At 72.1% G+C, this 23,169-nt stretch carries 21 protein-coding genes; 11 read left to right on the forward strand and 10 right to left on the reverse strand.

Annotated features, from left to right (window positions below; genetic code table 11):
* Positions 1 to 15 precede the first annotated feature (15 nt).
* Positions 16 to 1,578, reverse strand: a complete 1,563-nt coding sequence (locus FK530_RS22320; protein ID WP_146489170.1) for a sugar transferase — start codon at positions 1,576 to 1,578, stop codon at positions 16 to 18.
* A gap of 444 nt (positions 1,579 to 2,022) precedes the next feature.
* On the opposite strand from FK530_RS22320, the gene FK530_RS22325 reads away from it, so the two are divergent.
* From FK530_RS22325 to FK530_RS22340, 4 genes are read left to right on the forward strand one after another with little or no spacing between them, the layout of a single operon-like run.
* A complete protein-coding gene (locus FK530_RS22325) occupies positions 2,023 to 3,270 on the forward strand; it encodes a class I SAM-dependent methyltransferase (protein WP_146489171.1) in 1,248 nt (415 codons plus the stop codon).
* Positions 3,271 to 3,273: 3 nt separating this feature from the next.
* Positions 3,274 to 4,056 carry a glycosyltransferase family protein gene (locus FK530_RS22330; RefSeq protein ID WP_126195610.1) on the forward strand — a complete coding sequence of 261 codons (783 nt, stop codon included), beginning with the start codon at positions 3,274 to 3,276 and terminating at the stop codon, positions 4,054 to 4,056.
* A complete protein-coding gene (locus tag FK530_RS22335; RefSeq protein ID WP_126195611.1) occupies positions 4,053 to 4,706 on the forward strand; it encodes a PIG-L deacetylase family protein in 654 nt (217 codons plus the stop codon). Before FK530_RS22330 ends, FK530_RS22335 begins: the two co-directional genes overlap by 4 nt.
* On the forward strand, positions 4,703 to 5,719 hold the full coding sequence (locus tag FK530_RS22340; RefSeq protein ID WP_146489172.1) for an NAD-dependent epimerase/dehydratase family protein: 1,017 nt from the start codon (positions 4,703 to 4,705) through the stop codon (positions 5,717 to 5,719). Before FK530_RS22335 ends, FK530_RS22340 begins: the two co-directional genes overlap by 4 nt.
* 5 nt (positions 5,720 to 5,724) lie before the next feature.
* Here the strand turns inward: FK530_RS22340 and FK530_RS22345 are convergent, their stop codons facing one another.
* Positions 5,725 to 6,279, reverse strand: a complete 555-nt coding sequence (locus FK530_RS22345; protein ID WP_146489173.1) for a dTDP-4-dehydrorhamnose 3,5-epimerase family protein — start codon at positions 6,277 to 6,279, stop codon at positions 5,725 to 5,727.
* Between the two features lie 14 nt (positions 6,280 to 6,293).
* Between FK530_RS22345 and FK530_RS22350 the strand changes: the two genes are divergently transcribed.
* On the forward strand, positions 6,294 to 7,397 hold the full coding sequence (locus FK530_RS22350; protein ID WP_146489174.1) for a class I SAM-dependent methyltransferase: 1,104 nt from the start codon (positions 6,294 to 6,296) through the stop codon (positions 7,395 to 7,397).
* The gene (locus FK530_RS22355; RefSeq protein ID WP_146489175.1) at positions 7,394 to 8,734 is read left to right on the forward strand and encodes a glutamate-1-semialdehyde 2,1-aminomutase; all 1,341 of its coding nucleotides are present in this window, start codon (positions 7,394 to 7,396) and stop codon (positions 8,732 to 8,734) included. Before FK530_RS22350 ends, FK530_RS22355 begins: the two co-directional genes overlap by 4 nt.
* Positions 8,735 to 8,752: 18 nt before the next feature.
* Here the strand turns inward: FK530_RS22355 and FK530_RS22360 are convergent, their stop codons facing one another.
* A complete protein-coding gene (locus tag FK530_RS22360) occupies positions 8,753 to 9,313 on the reverse strand; it encodes a hypothetical protein (protein ID WP_146489176.1) in 561 nt (186 codons plus the stop codon).
* A gap of 17 nt (positions 9,314 to 9,330) precedes the next feature.
* On the opposite strand from FK530_RS22360, the gene FK530_RS22365 reads away from it, so the two are divergent.
* On the forward strand, positions 9,331 to 10,413 hold the full coding sequence (locus FK530_RS22365) for a glycosyltransferase family 4 protein (RefSeq protein WP_231706757.1): 1,083 nt from the start codon (positions 9,331 to 9,333) through the stop codon (positions 10,411 to 10,413).
* Here FK530_RS22365 and FK530_RS22370 read toward each other — a convergent pair.
* The 3 genes from FK530_RS22370 to FK530_RS22380 are packed head-to-tail and all read right to left on the reverse strand — an operon-like array spanning position 10,379 to position 14,795.
* Positions 10,379 to 11,407 carry a glycosyltransferase gene (locus tag FK530_RS22370; protein ID WP_146489201.1) on the reverse strand — a complete coding sequence of 343 codons (1,029 nt, stop codon included), beginning with the start codon at positions 11,405 to 11,407 and terminating at the stop codon, positions 10,379 to 10,381. The genes FK530_RS22365 and FK530_RS22370 overlap by 35 nt on opposite strands.
* A gap of 8 nt (positions 11,408 to 11,415) precedes the next feature.
* Positions 11,416 to 13,398, reverse strand: coding sequence for a glycosyltransferase (locus tag FK530_RS22375; RefSeq protein ID WP_146489177.1), 1,983 nt, complete (start codon positions 13,396 to 13,398; stop codon positions 11,416 to 11,418).
* Complete coding sequence (locus FK530_RS22380; protein ID WP_146489178.1) at positions 13,395 to 14,795, reverse strand: flippase; 1,401 nt, start codon at positions 14,793 to 14,795, stop codon at positions 13,395 to 13,397. The genes FK530_RS22375 and FK530_RS22380 overlap by 4 nt, the downstream gene beginning before the upstream one ends.
* Positions 14,796 to 14,887: 92 nt before the next feature.
* Here FK530_RS22380 and FK530_RS22385 point away from each other — a divergent pair, with 92 nt between their 5' ends.
* A complete protein-coding gene (locus FK530_RS22385; protein WP_146489179.1) occupies positions 14,888 to 15,931 on the forward strand; it encodes a glycosyltransferase family 4 protein in 1,044 nt (347 codons plus the stop codon).
* Here the strand turns inward: FK530_RS22385 and FK530_RS22390 are convergent.
* Positions 15,891 to 16,688, reverse strand: a complete 798-nt coding sequence (locus tag FK530_RS22390; protein WP_146489180.1) for a WecB/TagA/CpsF family glycosyltransferase — start codon at positions 16,686 to 16,688, stop codon at positions 15,891 to 15,893. The genes FK530_RS22385 and FK530_RS22390 overlap by 41 nt on opposite strands.
* Positions 16,685 to 17,320 carry a GNAT family N-acetyltransferase gene (locus FK530_RS22395; protein WP_146489181.1) on the reverse strand — a complete coding sequence of 212 codons (636 nt, stop codon included), beginning with the start codon at positions 17,318 to 17,320 and terminating at the stop codon, positions 16,685 to 16,687. Before FK530_RS22395 ends, FK530_RS22390 begins: the two co-directional genes overlap by 4 nt.
* Before the next feature lie 102 nt (positions 17,321 to 17,422).
* On the opposite strand from FK530_RS22395, the gene FK530_RS22400 reads away from it, so the two are divergent.
* Genes FK530_RS22400 through FK530_RS22410 form a run of 3 tightly spaced genes read left to right on the forward strand, consistent with a single transcriptional unit; the run spans position 17,423 to position 21,139 of the window.
* Positions 17,423 to 18,379 carry a hypothetical protein gene (locus FK530_RS22400; protein WP_146489182.1) on the forward strand — a complete coding sequence of 319 codons (957 nt, stop codon included), beginning with the start codon at positions 17,423 to 17,425 and terminating at the stop codon, positions 18,377 to 18,379.
* Positions 18,379 to 19,998 carry a hypothetical protein gene (locus FK530_RS22405; RefSeq protein WP_146489183.1) on the forward strand — a complete coding sequence of 540 codons (1,620 nt, stop codon included), beginning with the start codon at positions 18,379 to 18,381 and terminating at the stop codon, positions 19,996 to 19,998. The genes FK530_RS22400 and FK530_RS22405 overlap by 1 nt, the downstream gene beginning before the upstream one ends.
* A gap of 37 nt (positions 19,999 to 20,035) precedes the next feature.
* On the forward strand, positions 20,036 to 21,139 hold the full coding sequence (locus FK530_RS22410) for a GGDEF domain-containing protein (RefSeq protein ID WP_146489184.1): 1,104 nt from the start codon (positions 20,036 to 20,038) through the stop codon (positions 21,137 to 21,139).
* A 35-nt stretch (positions 21,140 to 21,174) separates the two neighbouring features.
* Here the strand turns inward: FK530_RS22410 and FK530_RS22415 are convergent, their stop codons facing one another.
* Together FK530_RS22415 and FK530_RS22420 are read right to left on the reverse strand one after the other, a co-directional pair.
* Complete coding sequence (locus FK530_RS22415) at positions 21,175 to 22,155, reverse strand: NAD(P)H-dependent flavin oxidoreductase (RefSeq protein ID WP_146489185.1); 981 nt, start codon at positions 22,153 to 22,155, stop codon at positions 21,175 to 21,177.
* Positions 22,156 to 22,226: 71 nt separating this feature from the next.
* Positions 22,227 to 23,138: a metal-dependent hydrolase gene (locus FK530_RS22420; RefSeq protein WP_146489186.1), complete on the reverse strand. Its 912-nt coding sequence runs from the start codon at positions 23,136 to 23,138 to the stop codon at positions 22,227 to 22,229.
* Positions 23,139 to 23,169: the final 31 nt, after the last annotated feature.

Consider the following 23,169-nt stretch of genomic DNA (forward strand, 5'->3'; position numbering starts at 1 on the left):
CGACGATACGGCCCGTCAGTACGCGCCGTCGGAGGTGAGCACCGTGCGCACCGTCCGCGCGATGATGCCGACGTCGGCACCCAGCGACCAGTTCTCGACGTAGCCGACGTCGAGCCGGATCGACTCGTCCCAGCTGAGGTTCGACCTGCCGCTGACCTGCCACGCACCGGTCACCCCCGGCTTGACGAGCATCCGGCGGAGCATGACCGGCGGATACTGCTCGACCTCGTGCGCCAGTGCCGGGCGCGGCCCGACGACGGACATCGACCCGCCGAGGACGTTGAAGAATTGGGGGAGCTCGTCGAGGCTGTACCGCCGGATGAACCGGCCCACGCGGGTGACGCGCGGGTCGTTCTTCACCTTGAACAGCGGTCCGGCGCCCATGTTCTCGTCGGCCAGCACCGCCCGCCGGGTGTCGGCATCGACGTACATGCTGCGGAACTTGATCATGTCGAAGGCCTCGCCGCCGGCCCCGACCCGCTGGGCGCGGTAGAGGACGGGGCCACGGCTGTCGATCTTGACGGCGACGGCGATCGCGAGCATCACGGGCGCCGCGACGAGCAGGCCGGCGCCGGCCACCACCAGGTCGAGGGCCCGCTTGCCCGGGCCGTGCGAGCGCGCGGGACGCGGCGCGGCGACGTGGGTCATCGGGGTCCGGCCGACGGAGCCCGTGACCATGCGCGAACCCGCCACGTCGGGCAGGCCCGGGGCGACGACGAGCTCGACGCCCTCCGCCGCGAGCTGCCACATCAGCTCGCGCAGATCGTCGGGCCCGAGCGAATCCGTGGCGGTGAGGACCACGAGTCCGGAGCCGGTCTCCCGCACCGCGTCGAGCACCGTGCGATCCGTGCCCACCACGGGGATCCGGACGCCGGCGATCTCGAGCGCGTCGACGACGACGGCGTCGTTCGCGGGAAGGCACACGCCCACCACCCGCGCCCCCGCGGTATCGGCCCGGAGCAGGCTCCGCGCGGAGGCCGTGGCCGAGGCGAAGCCGCCGACCACGAGGGTGGGGACAGCCGCGGCGGCGGCCGCACTGCGCCGGAACCGCAGCCGGACCAGAAGCGCACCCAGGACGCCGACGGGCGCGGACGCGACGAACAGCGCGTGCGGCAACAGCTGCGGGAAGAGGAGTTCGAGGACGACCAGCGGGCCGTACACGAGCTGCGCCGTGACGAGGACGCGGCGCAGCTCGGGCGAGCCGAGGCGCAGCAGGGGGACGGCCATCGGGCGCGAGCGCCAGAGGCGGAGGAACCAGAACAGGTTCACGCCGACCACCAGCGCCGTCAGCTCGGGGACGCTCTCACCCTCGGCGTACCCGACGAGCAGGCCGGCGGCGGAGGCGATGATCGCCACGATCGCGTCCGCGACCGCGATCCGGCGCTCCAGGCGGGCGCGGTGGGATTCCGCGACGGCGCGCGCGGACGGCACCGCGGGGCGGGCGACGACCGGTTCCTCGGCGACGGGCGCGGCAGATGGAAGGGCCGCCTCCGGCGGAAGCACCGGCTCCTCGACGACGGTGACGGGACGCGGCTGCGCCGGGGCGGCCGGGGGCGCCGCCCAGGTGTCGATCGACAAAGATCCGCTCCTCACATCCGTTCGCCGCGATGAGACCCGGATGCGACGTTCCCACTGGGTCGGAATCGACAAATCTACATATTGCAGTTGCGAATATCCAATTCCGTGAGCTTCGTCTCATGCGGTGACCGCACTCGCGCGCGCACCGCCGCACCGGTCGGCGCGGCAGCACTGCCGGCGGCCGTCGGATCGGGCCGCGGAGCACGCGCTCGGTACACCGTCTCCGCTGTTCACGGCGCATGATTCCGCATTCCGGTCCGGTCTCGCCCGCGCTCGCGATCCCGGTGTGCCGGAGTCGCCGAGCAGCGGAGTACGAGCGGCCGCCGGTTGCCACGGTAGACCGCCGACATTGCAATCGCAAGATGATTGGCCGTTTGCAACCAGAAAAGATGTGAGGTCTATGCTCAATCCTTGAAGCCCCGTCGAGAGGTACGGAATACACCCATGAAATGCCGTCTCTGCGGCTCGCCGCAGCTGCGAAGTGTGGTCGACCTCGGCGCCACGCCCCCCTGTGAGTTGTTCCTCACGGAGGCGGAGCTGGACGGGCCCGAACCCACCTACCCGTTGCACCTGCGCATCTGCGAGGACTGCCTGCTGCTCCAGATCCCGGCACTGATCCTCCCGGAGGAGACCTTCTCCGAGTACGCCTACTTCTCGTCGTACTCGGCCAGCTGGGTCGAGCACGCCCGGCGGTTCGTGTCCGACTCGATCGAGCGCCTGGCACTCGACGGCGACAGCCTCGTCGTCGAGGTCGCCAGCAACGACGGGTACCTGTTGCAGCACGCCGTCGCCGCCGGGGTGCCCTGCCTCGGCATCGAACCCTCGGTCAACGTCGGGCAGGCCGCCCGCGACCGCGGTGTTCCGACGGTGACCGCCTTCCTCGGCCCGGAGACCGCCGCGCAGGTCCGCGCCGAGCACGGCCCCGCCGACCTGGTGGTCGCGAACAACGTCTACGCCCACATCCCCGACCTGCTGGGCTTCACCCAGGGGTTGCGCGGACTCCTCGCCGACGACGGCTGGCTGAGCATCGAGGTGCACCACGCGCTGGCGCTCGTCGCCGAGGGCCAGTTCGACACGATCTACCACGAGCACTTCCAGTACTACACCGTGCTCAGCGCGCAGCGGGCCCTCGCGACCGCGGGCCTGACGGTGGTCGACGTCGAGCTCATCCCCACCCACGGCGGCTCCATCCGCGTCTGGGCCCGCCCCGACGGAGTGGCGCAGGCACCGTCGGACCGGGTGCGCGAGGTCCTGCGGATCGAGGAGGAGGCCGGGCTGCACGCACTCTCCGGCTACACCGGCATGCAGTCGCTGGCCGACCGAGCCCGGCAGGACCTGCTCCGCTTCCTGCTCGAGTGCCGCGCCGCCGGTAAGCGCGTGGCCGGCTACGGCGCCCCGGGCAAGGGCAACACCCTGCTCAACTACTGCGGCATCCGCCCGGACCTGCTCGAGTACACCGTGGACCGCAACCCGTACAAGCACGGCCGGTTCACGCCCGGTACGCGCATTCCGATCCACGCGCCCGAACGCCTCGACGCCGACCGCCCCGACGTGGTCGTCGTGCTGCCCTGGAACCTCGAGACCGAGATCACCGAGCAGCTGCGCCCCCTGATCGAACAGGGCACCGAGGTGGTCTACCCGATGCCCCAGTTGCACACCGCGCGGCCGGTCGCCGCCACCACGGAGGTCTGAGCGATGAAGGTTGTCCTGTTCTGCGGCGGCTACGGCATGCGCATGCGCAACACCGCCGACGACATGGTGCCCAAGCCCATGCAGCTCGTGGGCCCGCGCCCGCTGATCTGGCACGTGATGCGGTACTACGCCCACTTCGGCCACACCGACTTCATCCTGTGCCTGGGCTACGGTGCCCAGCACATCAAGAATTACTTCCTCAACTACCGCGAGACCGAGTCGAACGACTTCGTCATCCGGGGAGGTGAGGTGGAGCTGCTCGGCGCCGACATGCGCGACTGGTCCATCACCTTCGTCGACACGGGACTGGAGTCCGCGATCGGCGAGCGCCTCCGGCGCGTGCGCCCCTACCTCGGCGACGACGAGTACTTCCTCGCGAACTACGCCGATGTGCTCAGCGATGCCCCGATGAACACCATCATCGACCGTGTCCGGGAGACCGGCTCCGCCGCGTCGATGCTGCTGGTACCGCCGCAGTCCTCGTTCCACTGCGTGGACGTGGACGGCGACGACAAGGTCACCGGCATCACGCCCGTCTCCGAGTTCCCGATCTGGGAGAACGGCGGCTACTTCGTGCTCACCCAGCAGGTGTTCGACCACCTGCCGCCCGGCGGCGACCTGGTGGCCGACGCCTGCACCGCCCTGTCGAAGCAGGGGAAGCTGCTGGGCTACAAGCACAGTGGTTTCTGGAAGCCCGCCGACACGTTCAAGGAGCGGGCCGATCTCGACGCCGGCTACGCCCGCGGTGACCGTCCCTGGATGGTCTGGAAGGACCCGGTCGGATGATCGGGCTGTCCGCCGGCCGGATCTCGGAGATCGCGGTGCTCGGGGCGCATTGCGACGACATCGCGATCGGCATGGGCGGAACGCTGCTCCAGCTGGCGGAGGCCAACCCTGGGCTCCGGGTCCGGGCGTTCGTCGGCAGCGGCGCGGGCACGCCCCGTGAGGCCGAGGAGCGCGCGGCGCTCGCCGCCTTCGCGCCCGAGGCGGAGCTGCACATCACCGTCCTGGACCTGCCCGACGGCCGCGCACCCGCGCACTGGCAGCGCGAGAAGTCCCTCCTGGCGCAGTTCAAGCGGTCCGCGTCACCCGATATCGTGTTCGCTCCGCACCGCGGCGACGCGCATCAGGATCACCGCCAGCTCGCGGAACTGGTGCCGCAGGAGTTCCGGGACCACCTGATCCTCGGCTACGAGATCCTCAAGTGGGAGACCGACACCCCGCGGCCGACCGTCTTCAATCCGCTCTCGGCGTACGCCGCGATGGCGAAGACCCGGCTGCTGACGGAGCACTACCCCTCACAGGTGGACCACGACTGGTTCGACGACGAGTCCTTCCTCGGCCTGGCCCGGCTGCGCGGTATCCAGTGCCGCGCCACCTACGCCGAGGGTTTCATGCTGGAAAAAGCGATCGTAGATCTCGGAGGAAATCGATGAAGGTCCTGCTCACGGGGAGCCAGGGGTACCTGGGAACGGTCATGGCGCCCATCCTGCGCGCCGCGGGGCACGAGGTGACCGGCCTCGACTCCGGGCTCTTCGCCGACCGGGTGCTCGGGCCCGCGGTGACCGATCCGCCGACCATCACCACCGACCTGCGCGACGTCACGGTCGAGGAGCTGCAGGGCTTCGACGCGGTGATCCACCTCGCGGCCCTGTCCAACGACCCGCTGGGCTCGCTGGCGCCGGAGATCACGTACGACATCAACCACGCCGCGTCGAGCCGCCTCGCGCGGCTGGCGAAGGAGGCGGGCGTCGCCCGATTCCTGTACGCATCCACGTGTTCGGTGTACGGCGCGGCCGGCGACGGTCTCGTCGACGAGGAGGCCCCGCTCAACCCGATCACGCCCTACGCGATCAGCAAGGTGCGGGTCGAGGACGACGCCGCCGCCCTCGCGGACGCCGACTTCACGCCCGTCTTCCTGCGCAACGCCACCGCCTTCGGCTTCTCACCGCGCCTGCGCGCCGACATCGTGCTGAACAACTTGATGGGTTACGCCGTGCTCACGGGCGAGGTGCTCGTGCTCTCCGACGGGACGCCGTGGCGCCCGCTCGTCCACGCGCAGGACATCGCCCACGCCTTCGCCGCGTGCCTCACCGCACCGAAGGAGACGATCTCGGGGCGCGCGTACAACATCGGTACCGAGCGCAACAACGTGACCGTCGCCGAGATCGCGCAGGCCGTGGTCGACGTGGTGCCCGGCGCCGCCGTCCGGATCACCGGCGAGGCCGGCAACGACCCCCGCTCGTACCGGGTCGACTTCTCCCGCGCCCGTGACGAACTCGGCTTCGAGGCGCAGTGGACGGTGGCGGACGGCGCGGCCGAGCTGCACCGGGCCTACACCGAGTACGGGCTCTCGGAGCGCGCCTTCCACGACGACTTCACGCGCCTCGCCGTGCTCAAGGACCTGCAGGCCCGGGGCACCCTCGACGAGTCGATGCGCCGGCGATGAGCCGCTCAGCCCAGGCGGGACCGCAGGTCCGCCCAGGAGCCGGCGGCCCGGTCGCGCGCCGAGACGATCGTGGCGGCCAGCGGCCACTGCAGCGCCAGCTCCGGATCGGCGTGGTGCACCGCGAGATCCTCGGCGGGGTCGTGCGGGCGGTCGATCCGGTAGCAGACGTCCGCGACGTCGGTCAGCGCCTGGAAGCCGTGGAGGAAGCCCGGCGGCACGTACAGGGTGCGGAACGCCTCGTCGTCCAGCCGGAAGGCCTGGCTCCGGCCGAAGGTCGGCGAGTACGGGCGCGCGTCCACGAGCACGTCGTGCACGGCACCGTGGGCGCAGCGGACCAGCTTCGCCTCGCCGCGACCCGAGCGGCCGTGCATCCCCCGGAGCACGCCCCGCACCGAGCGGGACTGCGAGTCCTGCACGAATCGCGCTGCGGCGCCGGGCTCGCCGAGGTACTCGTCGAAGATCTCCGCATCGAAGGTCCGGGTGAACAGGCCCCGGTCGTCGGCGTGCGGGGTGGGGACCAGCAGCAGGACGTCGGCCAGGTCGGTCTGCTCGATGCGCATGGGGACATGCTGCCATGAGACATGCGCGTGCGTGCCGCGGCTGCGGCTCCGTCAAGCTCACCCGGGTACTGGACCTGGGCCGGGTTCCCGCGGCGGACTTCTTCCCGCCGGCCGGGTCCCCGGTCGACCCGGGCGAGTCCAGTCATCCCCTCGCCATGGACCTTTGCGCGGCGTGCGGACTCGCCCAGCTCGCCGACGACGACACCGTGGCGGACGAGCCCCGCGGCGTGGAGCCGCGGGCGTTGCGCGAACAGGCCGCGGACGCGGTGGCGCGCGTGGCCGAGGCGGGCCTCCTCCGCGGTACGACGGTGCGCGAGTTCGGCAGCCCGCACGGCGGTACCTGGCTGCCGCTCCTCGCCGACCGGGGCTTCCGGGAGGCGGCGGGGGCGGCCGACGTCGTGCTGGACAGCTTCGGGATCATGCACGAACCGGACCAACACGCCGCCTTCGCGGCGCGCGCTGCTGCGGTCGCGCCCGGCGGGGTGCTGCTGCTGCAGTACCAGCCGCTCGGCGGCATCGTCGAACACCTGCAGTGGACGGCGTTGCGGCACGGTCACTTCGGCTACTACACGCTGACCGCGCTGCTGCGGCTGCTCGCCGCGGCCGGCCTGGAGCCCGTGCGTGCCTTCGAATTCGACCTGTACGGGGGCACCGTGCTGCTCGCGGTGCGGCACGCGGGCGCGGCCGACGTGGTGCCGGGACCGGGCACCGCCGACCCGACGGTCCGCCGGATCCTCGCGGCGGAGGCCGAGGCGGGCCTCGGCACCCCGGCGGGCGTGCGCGCCCTCAGCGCGGCCCCCGCCGATCAGGCCCGCGCCCTCCGGGAGTGGGCGCAGCGGCACGCCGCCGCGGGACGCACCGTCGCCGCCTACGGCGCCGCCTCCCGCGCCGTCGCCCTCTTCGCGCTCGCCGGCCTCGACACGGCACTGGTCACGTGCGTGGCCGACGCGTCGCCGTCGAAACAGGGGCGCCGCATGCCCGGCACCGACATCCCGATCGTCGCGCCCGACCACCTCGGCACGCTCGACGGACCCGTCCTGCTGACCCTGCCCGACCTGCACGACGAGGTGCTCGAGGCGTGGCCGGCCCTCCGCGGAAGACTGGTGACCCAGCCATGACCGAACCCGATTTCACCCGCTCCCGGGCCCTGCAGGGCCGCCTGCACCACCTGGTGCCCGGCGGCGCCCACACCTACGCCCGCGGCGCCGACCAGTACCCCGAGTACATGCCGCCCGTCCTCACGCGCGGCCGGGGAGCGCGGGTCTGGGACGCCGACGGCAACGAGTACATCGAATACGGCATGGGCCTGCGCGCCGTGACCCTCGGCCACGCGTACCCGCCGGTCGTCGAGGCCGTACGGGCGTGCCTCGACGACGGCCTCAGCTTCAGCCGCCCCACGACCACCGAACTGGCCGCCGCCGAGGACTTCCTCGACCTCGTCCCCACCGCCGACATGGTGAAGTTCGGCAAGAACGGCTCCGACGCCACCACCGCGGCCCTGCGCCTCGCGCGCGCCGCCACGGGGCGCGACCTCGTGGCGGTGTGCGACCAGCCCTTCTTCTCCGTGGACGACTGGTTCATCGGCGCCACCGACATGGCCGCCGGGATCCCCTCGGCCAGCCGCGAACTCACCGTGCGCTTCCACTACAACAACGCGGACTCCCTGCGCGCCCGGTTCACCGAGCATCCCGGCCGGATCGCGGCGGTCTTCCTCGAGGCCGCGACGGCGCTCGCCGAACCCGAGCCGGGATTCCTGGAGACGGTGCGGGCGCTCTGCGACGAGCACGGCGCCCTGCTCGTGATCGACGAGATGATCACCGGCTTCCGGTGGTCGCCGCACGGCGCGCAGTCCGTGTACGGCGTGACGCCCGACCTCTCGTGCTGGGGCAAGGCGATGGGCAACGGCTTCCCCATCTCGGCGCTGGCGGGCAAGCGCGAGTACATGGAGCTCGGCGGCCTGAACACCGACGCCGAACGCGTCTTCCTCCTCTCCACGACGCACGGCCCGGAATCGGTCTCGCTCACCGCGTTCCGCGCCGTCGCGCGGGCCTACCGCGAGGGCGACCCGGTGGCCGCGATGGAGCGGGCCGGACGCCGCCTCGCCGACGGCGTGAACGCCGCCGCCGAGTCCGCCGGCGTCGGCGACGCGGTCCGCGCGATCGGACGGCCCTCATGCCTGGTCTTCACCACCCGCGACGCCGAGGGCGCGCCGTCCCAGCCGTACCGGACCCTGTTCCTGCAGGAGCTCCTCCGCCGTGGCGTGCTCGGCCAGTCCTTCGTCATCTCCGCCGCGCACACCGACGACGACGTCGACCAGACCGTCGACGCCGTGGCACGCGCCCTCGTCCCGTACCGGAAGGCGCTGGAGGCGGGCACCGTCGACGGACTGCTCGAGGGACGACCCGTGGCGCCCGCGCTGCGCCGGACCGCCGCGCCACGGCGCCTGCCCGGGTAGCGGGCGTCAGGGGAATCTTCAGGCTCGGAGAGTCGTGAACATCCGCGACTCGCCCGTCCCGTGGACCGGGGCGGCCCAGCCCTCGTCGACGAATCCTGCCGCGACGAGCGCGGCACCCAGCGGATGCCCTTCGGGGATCGTCACACCCACGCGGCGGAGCTGCGGAGCCCGGTCGAGCAGGCGCGCCGCGATCGCAGCCAGCGGCACCGCCGCCGCTGCTCCCTCCGGAACAGCGCCGCGGGGGCTCAGATGCAGCTCGGCGCTGGCGGTGCCTTGGTCGATCCGGCAGAGGAGCGCCACCGGAGCACTGCCGGGCACGAGCACCGTCAGGCCCGTCAAGACGCCCTGCGCCCACGCCTCATCGGCTTCGGCGCTCGTCAGCCCGAGCCCGCGCGCGATCGCCGTGGCACCGGACCGCGCGAGGACGAGCACCGCGCCGGCGCCGGCCTCGATACGGGATCCCGGCGCGAGTGGAGACGCGATCTCGGTGCGCCGCACGGCAGCACGCGACCTCCGAAGCCCGAGCCGCGCCGCGGCCGAGAACAGCGGAAGGGCGTCTGCGAAGCGAATACGAGTCACCCCGATATTGTAGATGTGTGACTGCAAACATCCGCATCCTCGTCGTGGGTCCCGCACCCCCCGGCCCGGCGAGCCGCGGCGGGATGGCCACGGTGATCGGTCACATGGCCGATCACCCCGATCCGTCGATCGAGGTGCGGCTACTGACCACCTACGTCGACGGGTCCCGTGCCGACAAGCTGCGCGCCGGGATCGCGGGAATGGTGCGCGGCACCCTCGCCGTGCTGCACGGCGACGCGGACGTGCTGCACGTGCACCTCTCGCACGGCGGCAGCGTGGTGCGCAAGGCACCGATGCTGTGGGCGGCGCGACTGCGCGGCGTCCCCGCTGTGGTGCACGGGCACAGCTACGACTTCGGCGGGTGGATGGCCCGGCTGCCCGCCCCCGCGCGGGTCCTGGTGCGGGCGGCACTGCCGGCGGATCGCTGGCTGGTGCTCGGCACCGGGCTCGCGGCCGAGTACGCCGACGCCCTGCGACTCGATGCCGCACGGGTCGAGGTACTCCACAACCCGGTGCCCGCCGCCGCCCTCGCCCCGCCGGCTCCCCGCGGCACCGATGGCGCGCGGATCGAAGCCGTCGCGCTCGGCAGGCTCGGTACCCGCAAGGGCAGCTACGACCTGGTGGCGGCCATCGCCGCGCTGCCCTCCGCCGCTCGGGACCGGGTCCACCTGACCCTCGCCGGCGACGGCGAGGTCGACGAAGTCCGCGCCGCCGCGGCTCCGCTCGGCGCGGCGATCACCGTGCGGGACTGGGTCGATCCCTCCGAGCGCGACGCACTCCTCGCGGCCGCGGACGTCTTCGTCCTGCCGAGCCACGACGAGGGCCTGCCGATGGCTCTGCTCGAAGCGATGGCGGCGGGCCTCGTACCACTCACCACGCCCGTCGGTGGGATCCCGGAGGCGATCACCGACGACGTCGACGGCGTCCTGGTTCCGCCCGGCGACGTGCCGGCGCTCGCCGCCGCACTGACCCGGCTCGTCGAGGACCCCGCCCTCCGCCGGCGCCTGTCCGAGGGTGCCCGGGCCCGCGCCGCCGGCTTCGACATCGCCGACTGGCACGCCCGCCTCAGCGCGCTGTGGACCTCCCTCGCGCGGCGATGACGCGCTCCAGCTCGGCACCGAGGGCGGCAGCGGACACCGCCGCCGCGTAGTGCCGCTCGTAGTGCTCGCGCGCCACGCGTCCGCGCCGCGCGGCCGCCTCGGGATCGGCGAGCGAGTCGAACGCGCGGGCCAGAGCGGCGACGTCGTCCACACCGATCGGATGCTCGCCGGGGGGCTGGAACTCCGGCAGCGCGCCCTCGGGCGAGACGATCGGCGTGACCCCCGACTGCATGGCGAGCACCTGCACCCCGCTCTGCGTGGCACGGCGGTAGTGCACCACCGATCCCTTCGCGTGCGCCAACGGGTCGATCACGTCGACGTACGCGTAGGGGCCGCGCCGCCACCGCACGGCCGTGCCCAGCTCCCGGTCCGGCCCGTCGCCGATGAGCACGAGTTCGTCTCCGCGCCAGCCCGGCCCGGCCACGTGCCGGTCCCAGGCCGCAAGCGTCACGTCGAGGTTCTTGTAGGCGGTCAGGCGGCCCACGGCCAGGAAGTCCCGCCGCTCCGCCGCGGGAACGAGGGGCGGCACGAGCGCCTCGTCGAGGTCACTGGTCAGGGGCGCGACCGCCGACGCCCCCACGGCCTCGGCCACGTACCGACTGAACGCGACGGTCGACGCGGCGCGCGCGTTCCACCGGCCGAACAGGGCCCGCTCCCACCGGGGCAGCTCCTCGTCCGCGCCGTGCGGCCGGTCGTCGTGCACCAGGTTCACCCGCGGCGCACCGCCGGCGAGGCCGATCCACCGCGGGTCCCGGACGAGCTCCGTGACCACCACGTCGGGCCGGAAGGACCGCGCCCGGCGCAGCGCACCCGCGAACTCGGGCCACGTTCCGGGCGTCTTGGGGCGCGGATCCAACACCCACTCGTACGGCCGCTCGCCGTCGGACTCGGGGTGCCGATCGGAGGTCACCAGAGCCACCTCCCAGCCCGCGGCGATGAGACGTTCGCAGTAGACGCGCGCCAGCGGCCGCATCCACGGCGAGAGCCACAGCACCCGGCCCGTCACGGTCGCTTCCGTCCCAGGCTGGTGAACGCCGCCTCGTAGGCGTCGGCCATCGCCTCCACGGTGTAGTGCTCGCGCATCCGCTCGAAGCCGCGGTCGCCGAGCGCGGGCCAGTCCTCCGGGCGGGACAGGAGGGTGCGCAACGCCTCCCGCCAGCCCTCGACGGTGACATCGCGCACCAGGGCGCCCGCCGCACCGTCATCGAGCATGTCGGGGACCGCGCAGACGGCGGATGCGGCAACGGGCAGCCGCCGGGCCATCGCCTCGAGGATCACCATCGGGAAGGCCTCGGATCCGCTCGGAACGCACACCAGATCGGCGTCGGCGAACGCGTGGTCGGGTCCCGGCGACCAACCGCGCCACCGCACCCGCCCGGCGAGCTCCGGCGGGGTCAGCGCCTCGAGCCGCGCCCGGTCCGGTCCGTCCCCGAAGATGTCCAGCTCCCAGTCGAACTCGGTGAGGCCGGCCAGTGCCTCCACGAGCAGGTGCGGGTTCTTGTGCTCGACGATCCGCGAGAGCATCACGAGCCGCGGCACCGCGCCGACCGGTCGGCGGGCGGGCACCCCGTCGAGATCGGCGCGGCGTGCCACCCCGTTGGGTGCCACGGCGAACCTCCGGGCCACGTCCTGGTGCGCCCCGACGATGTCGCGGTGCGCGGGCGAGAGCGCGACGAAGCCGTCGGCGCGGCGCATCGCGGCGGCCAGCGGTGCGGAGTAGGTGGGTCCACCGGTCTCCGGCGGGATGTGCGCGCCCACCAGCCATGTCCGATCCCGGCCGCCGGCTCGCCAGAGCGTCGCGAACCCTGTCTCCGTGTTGGTGTCGCCACTGACGAGGATCGCCGGGCCGGGTGGCAGGTCCAGCAGCGGGCCCCACCACGGCTGGCGGACCACGCGCACGCCCGCGGGCGCCTCGGCGATCAAGGGACCGAACCGCTGCAGGCACACGACGGTCACGTCGTAGCCGCGACGCTGCAGTTCGCCCGCCAGCACCAGGTGATGCCGCTCAGCGCCGCCGAAGACCAACCGGTTCACGGTGAAGACGATGTTCGGGCGTTCGCCGCGCCGCAGCGCGCGGCGCGCGGCGCGCTTGCTGCGCTGGAGGCGATCGAGCAGCGAATCCCCGAGGAGGAACGCACCGGCCACCCGGGGGCCCGCCGCGTGCTCGATGTTCAGGGCCATGTTCGCGCGCAGCAGATCGTTCGAGCGGCGCCACGCCACGGCGTCGTCGCGCACCGTCCCATGACCCGAATGCTCCACGCCCTCATCGCCCGTCAGCTCCAGCGTCCAGCCCGCATCGAGCGCGCGGCGCTGCCAGTCCGTCTCCTCGCCGTAGAGGTAGAACTCCTCGTCGAAAGGACCCAGCGCCTCCCACGCGTCGCGGCTGATCGCCAGGCACGCGCCCGTCAGGTACGCGTCGACCCGGCCCGGGGCCGCGCGGTAGAGATCCGAGAACGGGGTCCCGCGCAGGTGCTCCGCGTAACCCGCCCGGGAGACGAGTCCGCGCACCAGCCCTCGCCGGCGATGCGCGACATCCCACGGACGACTCCGCCCACCGGTGTCCGCCGTGTCCCGGACGGCGGGGGCGGCGGCCGCGACCCCCTGCCGCCGTAGCGCGGCACGGGTCTCGTCGAGTCCGCCGCGGAGCACCGCGTCGGGGTTGAGCAGCAACAGGTCGTGCTCCGGGGCGAGGTCGGCGAGCCGGTTCACCGCCGCCGCGAAGCCCAGGTTGCGGCCGTCGCCGTGCCATTCGGCCCCGGGGAAGGCCTCCCGCACACGGTCCATGCCCGGGTAGTCGGCACCCGAGTTGTCCCACACCAGGACCGGCGCTCCGGGCAGGTGCTCCGCCACGGCACCGAGGCACGCTTCGACGTCGCGCGGCACCCGGTAGGCGACGACCAGCACGGCGAGGTCGCGGGGTGTCGGCGCCGCCGGCGGGGGCCCGTGCCGGAGCCCGCCCGGCAGCTGGGCGCGATCGGCGATCATTCGTCGGTTCCTCCCTCGGAGCTCAGCAGGCCACGGGCATCGCGCAAGCGCACGGGCCCGAGCACCAGGTTGACGGCCAGGTAGGCGACCGCCGCCAGCGCGCCGGTCACCAGCACCGGCAGGGAGCCCCCGGCGACGCATACCGCCGCGGCCGCGGCGACGGGCGGCACCAGGCGCACCAGGAACAGCCACTGCGTGCGGTACGGCGTCCTCCCGGTCAGCCGCCAGGTCGCGACGGCCAGCCCGAAGAGCTCGCTCGCCACGAGCGACACCGCGGCGCCCTTCGCGCCGAACTGCGGGATCAGCACGAGGTTCAAGCCGATGTTGAGCAGCAGGCTCACGATGTTGAGCCGCAGGAGGAAGACCTGGTCGTGCGCCGCGAACAGACCCTGACTGAGAGTTCCGGTGACCAGCCGGATCGCGACGGCGACGAACAGGAGCGCCAGCGTGGTGCCGCCGGCGGCGACGAAGTCCTCCGAACCGAGCAGCCGCACCAGGTCCGGCGCGAGCAGCACGCCGGCGACCGCCAGCGGGGCTGCGACGAACAACATGACCTGCATACTCCGCTCGGTGAATCGGGCGAATCCCTCCCGGTCGGTCGCGAAGAGGTTGGTCATCGTCGACAGCGTCGACCAGAGGAAGACGCTGGAGATCACCGTCGCGTTGAAGGCCACCGTGTACGCGAGGTTCCACGCACCCGTCTGCTCCTTCGTGCTCAGGACCGACAGCAGGACACCGTCCGAGCGCCAGTAGAGCGCCGCGATGATGAGCACTCCGGTCTGGGGGAGGCTCTCGCGCACCAGCTCCCAGCTTTCGCGGACCGAGAACACCGGCCGGATGTCGATGATCCGCCGAGCCACACCTCCCTGCACGGCCAGCACCACGAGCGGCGGCACGAGCTGCACCAGGGCGTACCAGTACAGGTCGGCCCCGATGTGCACCAGCACGAAAGTCAGCCCGAAGGAGAGCAGGCGACCGATAAGGTCCGACAACGCGACCGCGCCGAAGCGCACGTCGGTCACGAAGACCGGCTGCACGCAGCTGCCGAGCGTCGTGAGCACGAGGCTGCCGCTGATGATCGCGATCATCCCCACGACCAGCGGGTCGTCACGGTAGATGAGCCAACCGGTGAGCGAGGCCACAGCGCCGAGCGGAAGGCAGTACGTCAGCGAGAATCCGGCGTTCACCCGCACCAGGCGCGACAGATCACCGTCGCCGCCCGTCACGCGGCGAACGATCACCGCCCCGATACCGAGCTCGGTGAGGCTGCTCCACAGGCCGATGAACATGATCGCCGCGGACAACTGCCCGTACGGACCGGGCCCGAGGGACCGCGTGGTGAGCGCGACGGTGCCGATCGACGCCACGAGTCCGACGATCCGCGCGACGAACTGCATGCTGAACGCCTTGGCGATTCGGCCGCCGGAGGCACGTCCACGCAACGAGGGTTCCGCCTCGGCGTTAATCTCATCGCCGTGAGGAGGATCGGATGCGAGTAGTGGTTCCGCTGGCGGGGGGACTGTCCCCGGACGACTGGGCGGCCCGGCATCGGGCGGGCGAGGTTCCGGATCGTTCACCGTACGGCCTCCATCAGTTGGCCGACCACGGCCTCGACGTGCGCTTCGCCACGACGTCGCTCGGCGACCGGTCTCGTGCGCTGCGGCGAGTGGCACAGGCGGTGCGGCACCGCACCGACGGATACGAGCTCATCGGCGCGCCGGCGCTCGACGACGCCGACACGGTGCTCGCCTACGACGAACGGACCGGCGTGCCCGCGTTGCTCCGCGCCGGCGCTCCCGTAGCGGCGGGCATCGGATGGCTCACCACCCGCGCGGCCGCCGGCAGGGTGCACGGCGGTCTCGCGGCCCGCGCCCTTCCCCGCGCGGCTGCCGTGTGGGCGCAGTGCTCCGCGGTGCTGCCCGTGATCGAGAGCGAGTGGAAGATCGCACGGGATCGCCTGCATTTCATTCCCCTGGGGATCGATACCGATTTCTACGTCGAGCAGCCTGCGGCCGATGCGGGAACCACCGTGATGAGCGCGGGTGAGGATCGCTTCCGCGACCACACGACGCTGGTCGCCGCCGTCGAGGAGGTGCGTCGCACCGTGCCGCGGGCCACCCTGGAACTGGCGTCCAGCCTGCCCGTGCACGCGCCGGAAGGGCTCGTCACCGTGCACACCGAACGCCTCAACGGCCGAATCCGCGACCTGTACCGGCGCTCTGCGGTCGTCGCGATCGCCCTGCATCCGACCGTGACCGGCTCGGGCCTGACCGTCGTCCTCGAGGCGATGGCCAGCGGTCGCCCGCTCGTGGTCACCGACAACCCCGGCGTCTCCGACTACGTTCAGCACGGCGAGACGGGCCTGCTCGTGCCGCCCGGAGACGCCGAAGCGATGGCCGTGGCCATCCGCACCCTGCTGCTCGACGAGGACATGCGGACGGCGATGGGGCGCCGCGCCGCGGCAGTCGCACGCGAGAGCTTCACGACGAAGGTCATGGCGCGCCACCTGGCCGAGATGCTTCGGGCCATGTGACGCGATCGAGACGGGCGCGCCGCAGGCGCAGCACCGCCCTCGGCCCCTGCACCAGGTACCTGCGCCCGAGCCGACGGGGTTCCTGCAGCAGCCGGTAGAGCCATTCCGCGCCCATGCGCTGCCACGCGGACGGTGCCCGCGACACCGTGCCCGCGAGGAAATCGGCGGCGGCGCCGAAGGGGAGCAGAACGTGCGCCCCGGTTCCGGGCCCCGCCTCATCGATCCACTGCTCCTGCCGCGGTTTGCCCAGACCCACGATCAGCACTGCCGGCCGGGCCGCGCGGATCTCGGCCACCAGCCGGGCCGACGCAGCGGGATCGTCGAGCTCGACCCGTTCGGGTGCCCAGAATCCGGCGACATCCAGCGCCGGGTACCGCTCGGCGAGCACCGGGGCCAGCCGTGCATGCATCGCGGGCGTGCCACCCACGAATCCGATGCGCCAGCCCTCCGCCTCCGCCTTCGCGAGCACCTCGGGCAGCAGGTCCGCTCCGGTGACCCGCGGCCACGGATGGCCCGCGACCAGCGCGCCGCGACCGGCGACCGGGGCACCGTCGGCCACCGAGAGCCAGTCGACCTCCCGGCCGAGCCGGCGGCGACCGCGCCCGAAGTGATGGAGGTGATCGACGTTGATCGAGCAGACCGCGAGCGGCCGGCCGCCACCCTCGGCGATCCTGAGCCCGATCCGGCCGAGGACATCGGCACCGGTGACGCAGACGACCTCCTGACCGTCGAGCAGCATCGCGGTCCGGGTGCTCATGCCGCCAGCCCTTCCAGGCGGCGGCGCACCGCGGGAGTGTTCTCCAGTACCCAGACGCCGTGGTCGTGCGGTGCGCCCCCGTACTCGCGCAGCGCCAGCCGGTCGGCGGCGTGCCACCACTCCATCCGGCCCAGCGCGCGGACCGGCCCCGGGTTCGCGAGGGCGACGGGCGCGATCACACGGTCCAGCCCGAGCAGGTCGAATCCGGCGAGGATCATCGTGCTCGCAGCCCACGGCACCAGGCTCGCGGGCCGCGCCACGGACCACACCGACATCTCCCCCGTGGCAGTCACCGGATCCATCGCGCAGATGCTGCACTCGCCGACCACCCGCTCGCCGCCGGAATGCACTTCAGTGAGGATTCCCGGGAGGGCCCGACGGGCGTGGGACGCCGCCCGGAACCGTCCGATCGCCTCCAGCCAGGCCTCCGGGCTGCTGTCGACGGCCCACTGCAGTTCCGACTTCCCGAACGCCGGCGCCAGATGCGCGGCGTTGGCGATACGCGCATCGCGCCAGGTGGAGAAGTCGTCGACGCGCGGCGCTCGGAGTGCATATCTGCAGTCCCCGGCCACGTGCGACGCCCGCGGCAGCCCCGCCCGAGCGCGGGGTCCGCGGCGATTCAAGATGCTCACCACACCATAGTATGATGAAGCCTCGGATTGCTGTTGATGCAACTACACACACCACGCGGTCGGCAACGGTGCCGCGCCGACTCACGAAACGGGGTAGTACGGATGAATGTGGCAGCGTTCCTCCGCTGGGTGCTGACGAAGCCGGCTGTCATCGTGGTGGTGCTCGTGTGCGCAGTGGGCGGCGGGCTCATCGGCTACCGCACGGCGACGGTGCAGTACCAGACCCAGGCCGCGGTCCTGGTGATCCCGCCGTCGATCCCCTCGACCCCGGGCGCCTCGGACGCGATGCTCAACCCGTTCACCAACCTGTCCGGGAGCACCACGCAACTCGCGTGGGTCCTGGCCAGCGCCGCACAGTCGGTACAAGCCCGGGAGATGGTCGAGCGGACGGGCGCCTCGCCGGACTACACGATCGGCTCCGTCGCCGGTGACTCCAGCTTCTCCCAGCTCTCCCCCCAGGTCACGATCACCGTTTCCGCCGCAGACCCCGAGGCGGCGAAAGCCGGGGCAGCGGCCCTCGTCGGCTTCATGCACGACCAACTGCGCAGCATCCAGAAGGACGCGGGCGTCGCGCCGAACGTCTACGCCGATCTCCGCACCACGACCGAGCCCCAGGCCGGCACCCAGGTCGGCAGCACCGCTCTGAGCAACGCCGGCGGACTGGCCATGGGTGCCGGGCTGGCCGGACTCCTCGTCAGCCTGCTCGTGGTGGCGGGCCTCGAGGCCCGCCGCAAGCGACGCCCCGCCGCGGAGGCGGAGACTCCGGAGGAGAACCCGCTGAGCGGCGTCGCCGTCGGACCGGCCGACGGCGTCTCGACCGCACCGGCCGCCGAGACGGGACCGGTACCTCCGGCTCGGCTCGAGATCGCTCGCCCGCCCGCGGACGACGAGGCGCGGCCGGCGGCGCCCCGTCCCGCGCGCCCAGCGGGCCGCGCGCAGCAGCGCGCGATGACGCGCTGGCGCGATCACGTCGAGGTGATCTCCGAGGAGTCGGAATTCCCGCTTCCCACCATCGATGACGACGCCGAGGACGGACGTCGCCTCGGCACCTCGGGGTGATGCGGGCGCGCTCCGGCGTCGTGCCGAAGCGCGTCGTCGCCCTCGCCGTCGTGGGGAGCATCCTCGCCGGATGCACGTCCCCACCGCCGGAGCCGGGCACCGTCGACTACGACGGGCCGGACCTGGTCAATCCCATGCGCGGCCAGTACGAGAACCTCCTGACGGAGCTGTTCCCCCAGGCCAGCGACCTCAACCGGGACCGGCCCGCGTGGCCCGGGACGCGCTTCGAGAGCGTCCGGATCCCGTGGCGGATGCTACAGCCGAAGGATCCGGCTCGGGTCCCCGCGAATGCGCCGGACACCGAGCGCTACGACTTCCGCCGCCTGGACGACGCCATCGCCGCAGCTGCGGCGAAGGGACGCCAGTTCGGGTTCCGGATCACCGCTTTCGACTCCTGCTGCGATGCGACCGAGCCGGGCCAAACGGTCTCGATGGTGCCCGACTGGCTCCGGGCGACCCCCGGAGCGACGACCACTCGCAGCGCGGACGGTGTGAATTACGTCCTGCCGGAGTGGAACAATGCCTCCTATCTCGACAGATTCACCGCGCTCATCGCCGCACTGGGGCGCCGGTACGACCGGGACGAACGCGTGGCGATGTACGAGATGTCCGGTTACGGCGACTTCAGCGAGAACCACGTGGCGTTCGCGCGGGATTCGCTGCAGGTGGCAGCACCGTCGCCCGAGACGAGCCGCGCCACGCTCGGCTACTACAGCCAGTACCGGGACCAGTACCTCACCTACGCGTCGGCGGAACGGCTGGTCGGGACCACGCTGCGGGCCTTCCCGTCGACCCAGATCGTGTCCACCATGGGCAACCCCGCGATCGCCGGCCTCCTGCTACGCGACAGTCCCGAAGTGCGGAACCTGCGCCGGCCCGTCGGCATCCGTTCGGACTCACTCGGCGCGCTGCCCATCCTCCCGACATGGGCGGAGAACCGCTGGTCGGAGTATGTGAAGAACCGTGACCCCTTGATCGGTGTGCTCGCGGAACGGTTCCGCTCTGCGCCGGTCATCACGGAGTGGCCGCCACAGCTGCTGTCCGGCGGCACGGTGCTCGACTACTACCGACGCGGACTGTCGGACGTCGTGAACGGGCACGTGTCGCTGGTATCGAGCACCGGCTTCCCCGCGCAGAGCCGGCCGGAGCGCATGACCGACGAGCAGTACGCGCTGTGGCAACGGGCGACGAAGTACGCGGGCTACCGGTACGCGGTGGACCGGGTGAACGTCACCGCGGCTGAGTCCGGCCTGCGCGCGACGGTGCAGTGGGTCAACCGCGGATCCGCACCCACCTACGAACGCTGGCGGGTCTCCTACGAGGTGGTCACCGAGTCGGGGCGCAGTGTCGCCCGGGTGGACGGCGCCCCGGACCTGCGGTCCATGGTGTCCACCCGGCCGTACCGGGACCTGACCGCATCGCCGCCGGAATCGGTGTCGACGGACACGGTGGAGCTGCCCACGCTGAAACCGGGGCGGTACATGCTGCGTGTCGTCGTGACCTGGGACGAGCACAAGCCCGGCGGCACGCACCGGGTGACGATGCCGCCGATGCAGTTGGCGATGCAGGGGCGCGGTGGGGACGGGGGCTACTCAGTCGGTTGGTTCCGAGTGGACTGAGCTCGCTCGGTGGCGTGCCCGATACGCTGAACGCATCGTGCCCTCGCGCCCCGGCCTCCGCACCACGCTGCCCGCACTGCTGTCAGCGTGGTGGTCGGACGCGCCCACGTACGACGAGCGGATCACCTACCTGCGCAACCGCTCCCTGCTCGGACTCGTGCGCACGGTCGTGAGCATCTGCGCGTCCCTGCTCGGGCTGATGTCCTTCGCCCTCATGCTCGACATCGAGCCGCTGACCACACTGACCGTCGTACGACTGATCGTCTGCGGCGTCGTGGCGGTCGGATGGGCGGTGCGCTGGCAGGTGGGCCCCGTCCCCACCGCGCGAGAGGCCGGCGTCTTCGTCGCCACGGCGATCATCGCGATCTACGTGGCCAGCTCCGCCCAGACGGACCCCGTCGCGGCCGCGCTCGGCATCGCGAGTCTCGCGATGATCGCAACCTTCGGCGCGCTCATCCTGTCGACCCGCGCCTTCGTTCTGAACTCCCTGCTCGTCGCCGCCGCGATCGCGGCATCGGCGCCGCCGGTGGCCGCGGAGCACGGTGCCTTCCTGACCACCCTCGGGACGGGGATTCTCGTCGGTGCCACCATCGGCGTACCGGCGACGATGCAGTTCGGTATGTCCTTCTCCTGGCTCGACACCGCCGAGGCCGGGACGGACCAGCTGACCGGCATCCCCAACCGGCGCGGCCTCAGCACCCGCTGGGCGACGTGGGCGATGCGCCGCATGCCGGCCGCGGCGCACGTCGGCGTCCTCGTTCTCGATCTCGACCGCTTCAAGGACATCAACGACCAGCAGGGCCACGCCGCCGGCGACGAGGTGCTGGTCCGGGTCTCGCGCGTCCTGCGGGTCGAGGGCGCGGCCGACGACGCGATCGTCGCCCGCCTGGGCGGCGACGAGTTCGCACTGCTCGTGATGGGTCGGAGCACGCCGGCCTGCATCGCGCTCGGCGAGCGGATCCGCCGCGGGGTGGCCTCCCTCCCGGCATCAGACGGGATCGTCGTGACGGCGAGCGTCGGGGTCGGCGTCGACGAGCACCCCGTGGTCGACGCCTCGCTGCTCGACACGCTGCTCGCCGACGCCGACCGCGCGATGTACACCGCGAAGCGGACCGGCGACGCGGTGGCCCTGGCCTCCTGACCCGGCGGTGCGGCACCGTCGGGCCCGCGGAGCCGTCAGTCGCGGACGAGGCCCGGGAGGCGGCGGGTCATGATCTGCTCCGCCTCGGCGACGACGGTGCCCACCACACCGGCGACCGTGTCCACGGAGTCGATGAGGCCCTGAGTCTGGCCGGCCCACCACATCCCGTCGTCCATGCGGCCCTCGCCGAGGACGTTGGCGCGGCCGCGGGCACCGGAGGCGAGCTCGGCCACGTCGTCGAAGGTCGCGCCGGGGCGCTCGCCGATCTCGACGATCTGCTCGGAGACCGTGTTCCGCACGACGCGCGCGGTGTTGTGGAAGTTGCGGAAGACGAGCACGGTGTCGCGCTCGGAGTTGGCGACGATCTGGTTCTTGACGTTCTCGTGGATCGGCGCCTCGGCGGTCGCCATGAACCGGGTACCCATGTTCACGGCGTCGGCGCCGAGGGCGAGCGCCGCGGCGAGGCCGCTACCGGTGGCGATGCCGCCGGAGGCGATGACCGGAATGGACAGCGCGCGCACCGCGGCGGGGATCAGGATCAGGCCGGGCACGTCGTCCTCGCCCGGGTGGCCAGCGCACTCGAAGCCGTCGATGCTGATCACATCGACGCCCTTGCGCTCGGCGGAGAGCGCGTGGCGGACGCTGGTGGCCTTGTGGATCACCTTGACGCCGGCCGCCTGGAAGTCGGGCAGGTGCGGCGCGGGGCTCGACCCGGCGGTCTCGACGATCGTGATGCCGGATTCGACGATGACCGCGCGGTACTCGTCGTACGGGACGGGGTTGATCGTCGGCAGGATCGTCAGGTTCACGCCGAAGGGCTTGTCCGTCAGGTCCTGCGTGCGCTTGATCTCGGCGGCCAGCGCCTCCGGACTCGGCTGGGTCAGCGCGGTGAGGAAGCCCAGCGCGCCGGCGTTGGCGACGGCGGAGATGAGCGGCGCGGTGCCCAGGCCCGTCATGCCGCCGCAGACCACCGGGTGGTCGATGCCGAACATCTCCGTGATGCGGGTGCTGATCATGCTGTGTCGTGGTCCTCTCGGGTGGCCGGTACTCGGCTCCCAGTGTTGCCGACGGGGCCGGGCCGTGCGGATCAGGCCTCGGCGGCGCGGGCGGCGGGCGACGTGGCGAGGTACGCGACGGCCTGTGCCGTGGAGCCGATCGACGCGGGGTCGAAGCTGGGCTTGAAGTAGAGCAGCGTGAACTTGATGACGTGCCGGATCTTGGGCAGCAGGTTCTTGTGCGAGGCCTTGAGGTACTCCCACCACAGGCGCGGGTAGGAGTAGCTGAAGTTCGGGTCCTTGCGCAGCAGGAAGCCCGACGAGCGGTGCAGGGTGAGGCCGAGGAAGAAGACCACGGTGAGCATCGCCCGGACGCGGTGGAGGTAGCTCGGGTCGAAGTAGTTCGCCACGTCGTGCGCGACGGACCGGTGCTCGACCTCTTCGGCGCCGTGCCAGCGGCAGATGTCGGCCATCACGGGGTTCACGTCGTAGCGGTCCCAGGCGTTGTTGAGCGCGAAGACGCCGAGAATCGCGGTGTAATGCTCGATGCCGGCGATGAGCCAGAGCCGCTGGACCATGTCGTTGTACTGCGCGCGATCCGAGCGGTAGCGTCGCGGCGCGAGGATCCGGCGGAAGATGTACTCGGCCTGCCGGGCCATGGGTGCGGTGTCGATCCCGCAGCGCTCCAGGTACTCCGCAAGGGCCCGGTCGTGCGATTCGGCGTGCATCGCCTCCTGGCCGATGAAGCCCCGCATCGTCCGGGCGAGGTCCTCGTCCTTCACGTACGGCAGCGCCTCGGTGTAGACCTCGCAGAACCAGCGCTCGCCCTCGGGGAGCACCGCGTGCAGGACCGAGCTGACGATGTCGCTGGCGACGGGCTCGCCGGGGATCCACTCGAGGGGAACGTTCTCCCAGTCGAATTCGACGTTGCGGGCGTGGATCTCCACGCCGACCGGCTCCGTGCCGGCACTCGCCGCGGACGACCTGTCATTGAGGGACACCATTGCTCGGCTCCAGCCTGTCGGAACGATTCGT

This window comes from Tsukamurella conjunctivitidis, assembly GCF_007858475.1.
In the GTDB taxonomy this organism is placed as follows: Bacteria; Actinomycetota; Actinomycetes; order Mycobacteriales; family Mycobacteriaceae; genus Tsukamurella; species Tsukamurella conjunctivitidis.

Bases quoted from the DNA above. Each gene is read 5' to 3' on its own strand.
- FK530_RS22405 (WP_146489183.1), top strand. From the start codon at position 18,379: ATGCGGGCGCGCTCCGGCGTCGTGCCGAAGCGCGTCGTCGCCCTCGCC.
- FK530_RS22380 (WP_146489178.1), bottom strand. From the start codon at position 14,795: ATGCAGTTCGTCGCGCGGATCGTCGGACTCGTGGCGTCGATCGGCACC.
- FK530_RS22345 (WP_146489173.1), bottom strand. From the start codon at position 6,279: ATGCGCATCGAGCAGACCGACCTGGCCGACGTCCTGCTGCTGGTCCCC.
- FK530_RS22390 (WP_146489180.1), bottom strand. From the start codon at position 16,688: ATGAGCACCCGGACCGCGATGCTGCTCGACGGTCAGGAGGTCGTCTGC.
- FK530_RS22340 (WP_146489172.1), top strand. From the start codon at position 4,703: ATGAAGGTCCTGCTCACGGGGAGCCAGGGGTACCTGGGAACGGTCATG.
- FK530_RS22330 (WP_126195610.1), top strand. From the start codon at position 3,274: ATGAAGGTTGTCCTGTTCTGCGGCGGCTACGGCATGCGCATGCGCAAC.
- FK530_RS22385 (WP_146489179.1), top strand. From the start codon at position 14,888: ATGCGAGTAGTGGTTCCGCTGGCGGGGGGACTGTCCCCGGACGACTGG.
- FK530_RS22335 (WP_126195611.1), top strand. From the start codon at position 4,053: ATGATCGGGCTGTCCGCCGGCCGGATCTCGGAGATCGCGGTGCTCGGG.
- FK530_RS22420 (WP_146489186.1), bottom strand. From the start codon at position 23,138: ATGGTGTCCCTCAATGACAGGTCGTCCGCGGCGAGTGCCGGCACGGAG.
- FK530_RS22355 (WP_146489175.1), top strand. From the start codon at position 7,394: ATGACCGAACCCGATTTCACCCGCTCCCGGGCCCTGCAGGGCCGCCTG.
- FK530_RS22400 (WP_146489182.1), top strand. From the start codon at position 17,423: ATGAATGTGGCAGCGTTCCTCCGCTGGGTGCTGACGAAGCCGGCTGTC.
- FK530_RS22325 (WP_146489171.1), top strand. From the start codon at position 2,023: ATGAAATGCCGTCTCTGCGGCTCGCCGCAGCTGCGAAGTGTGGTCGAC.
- FK530_RS22415 (WP_146489185.1), bottom strand. From the start codon at position 22,155: ATGATCAGCACCCGCATCACGGAGATGTTCGGCATCGACCACCCGGTG.
- FK530_RS22350 (WP_146489174.1), top strand. From the start codon at position 6,294: ATGAGACATGCGCGTGCGTGCCGCGGCTGCGGCTCCGTCAAGCTCACC.
- FK530_RS22375 (WP_146489177.1), bottom strand. From the start codon at position 13,398: ATGATCGCCGATCGCGCCCAGCTGCCGGGCGGGCTCCGGCACGGGCCC.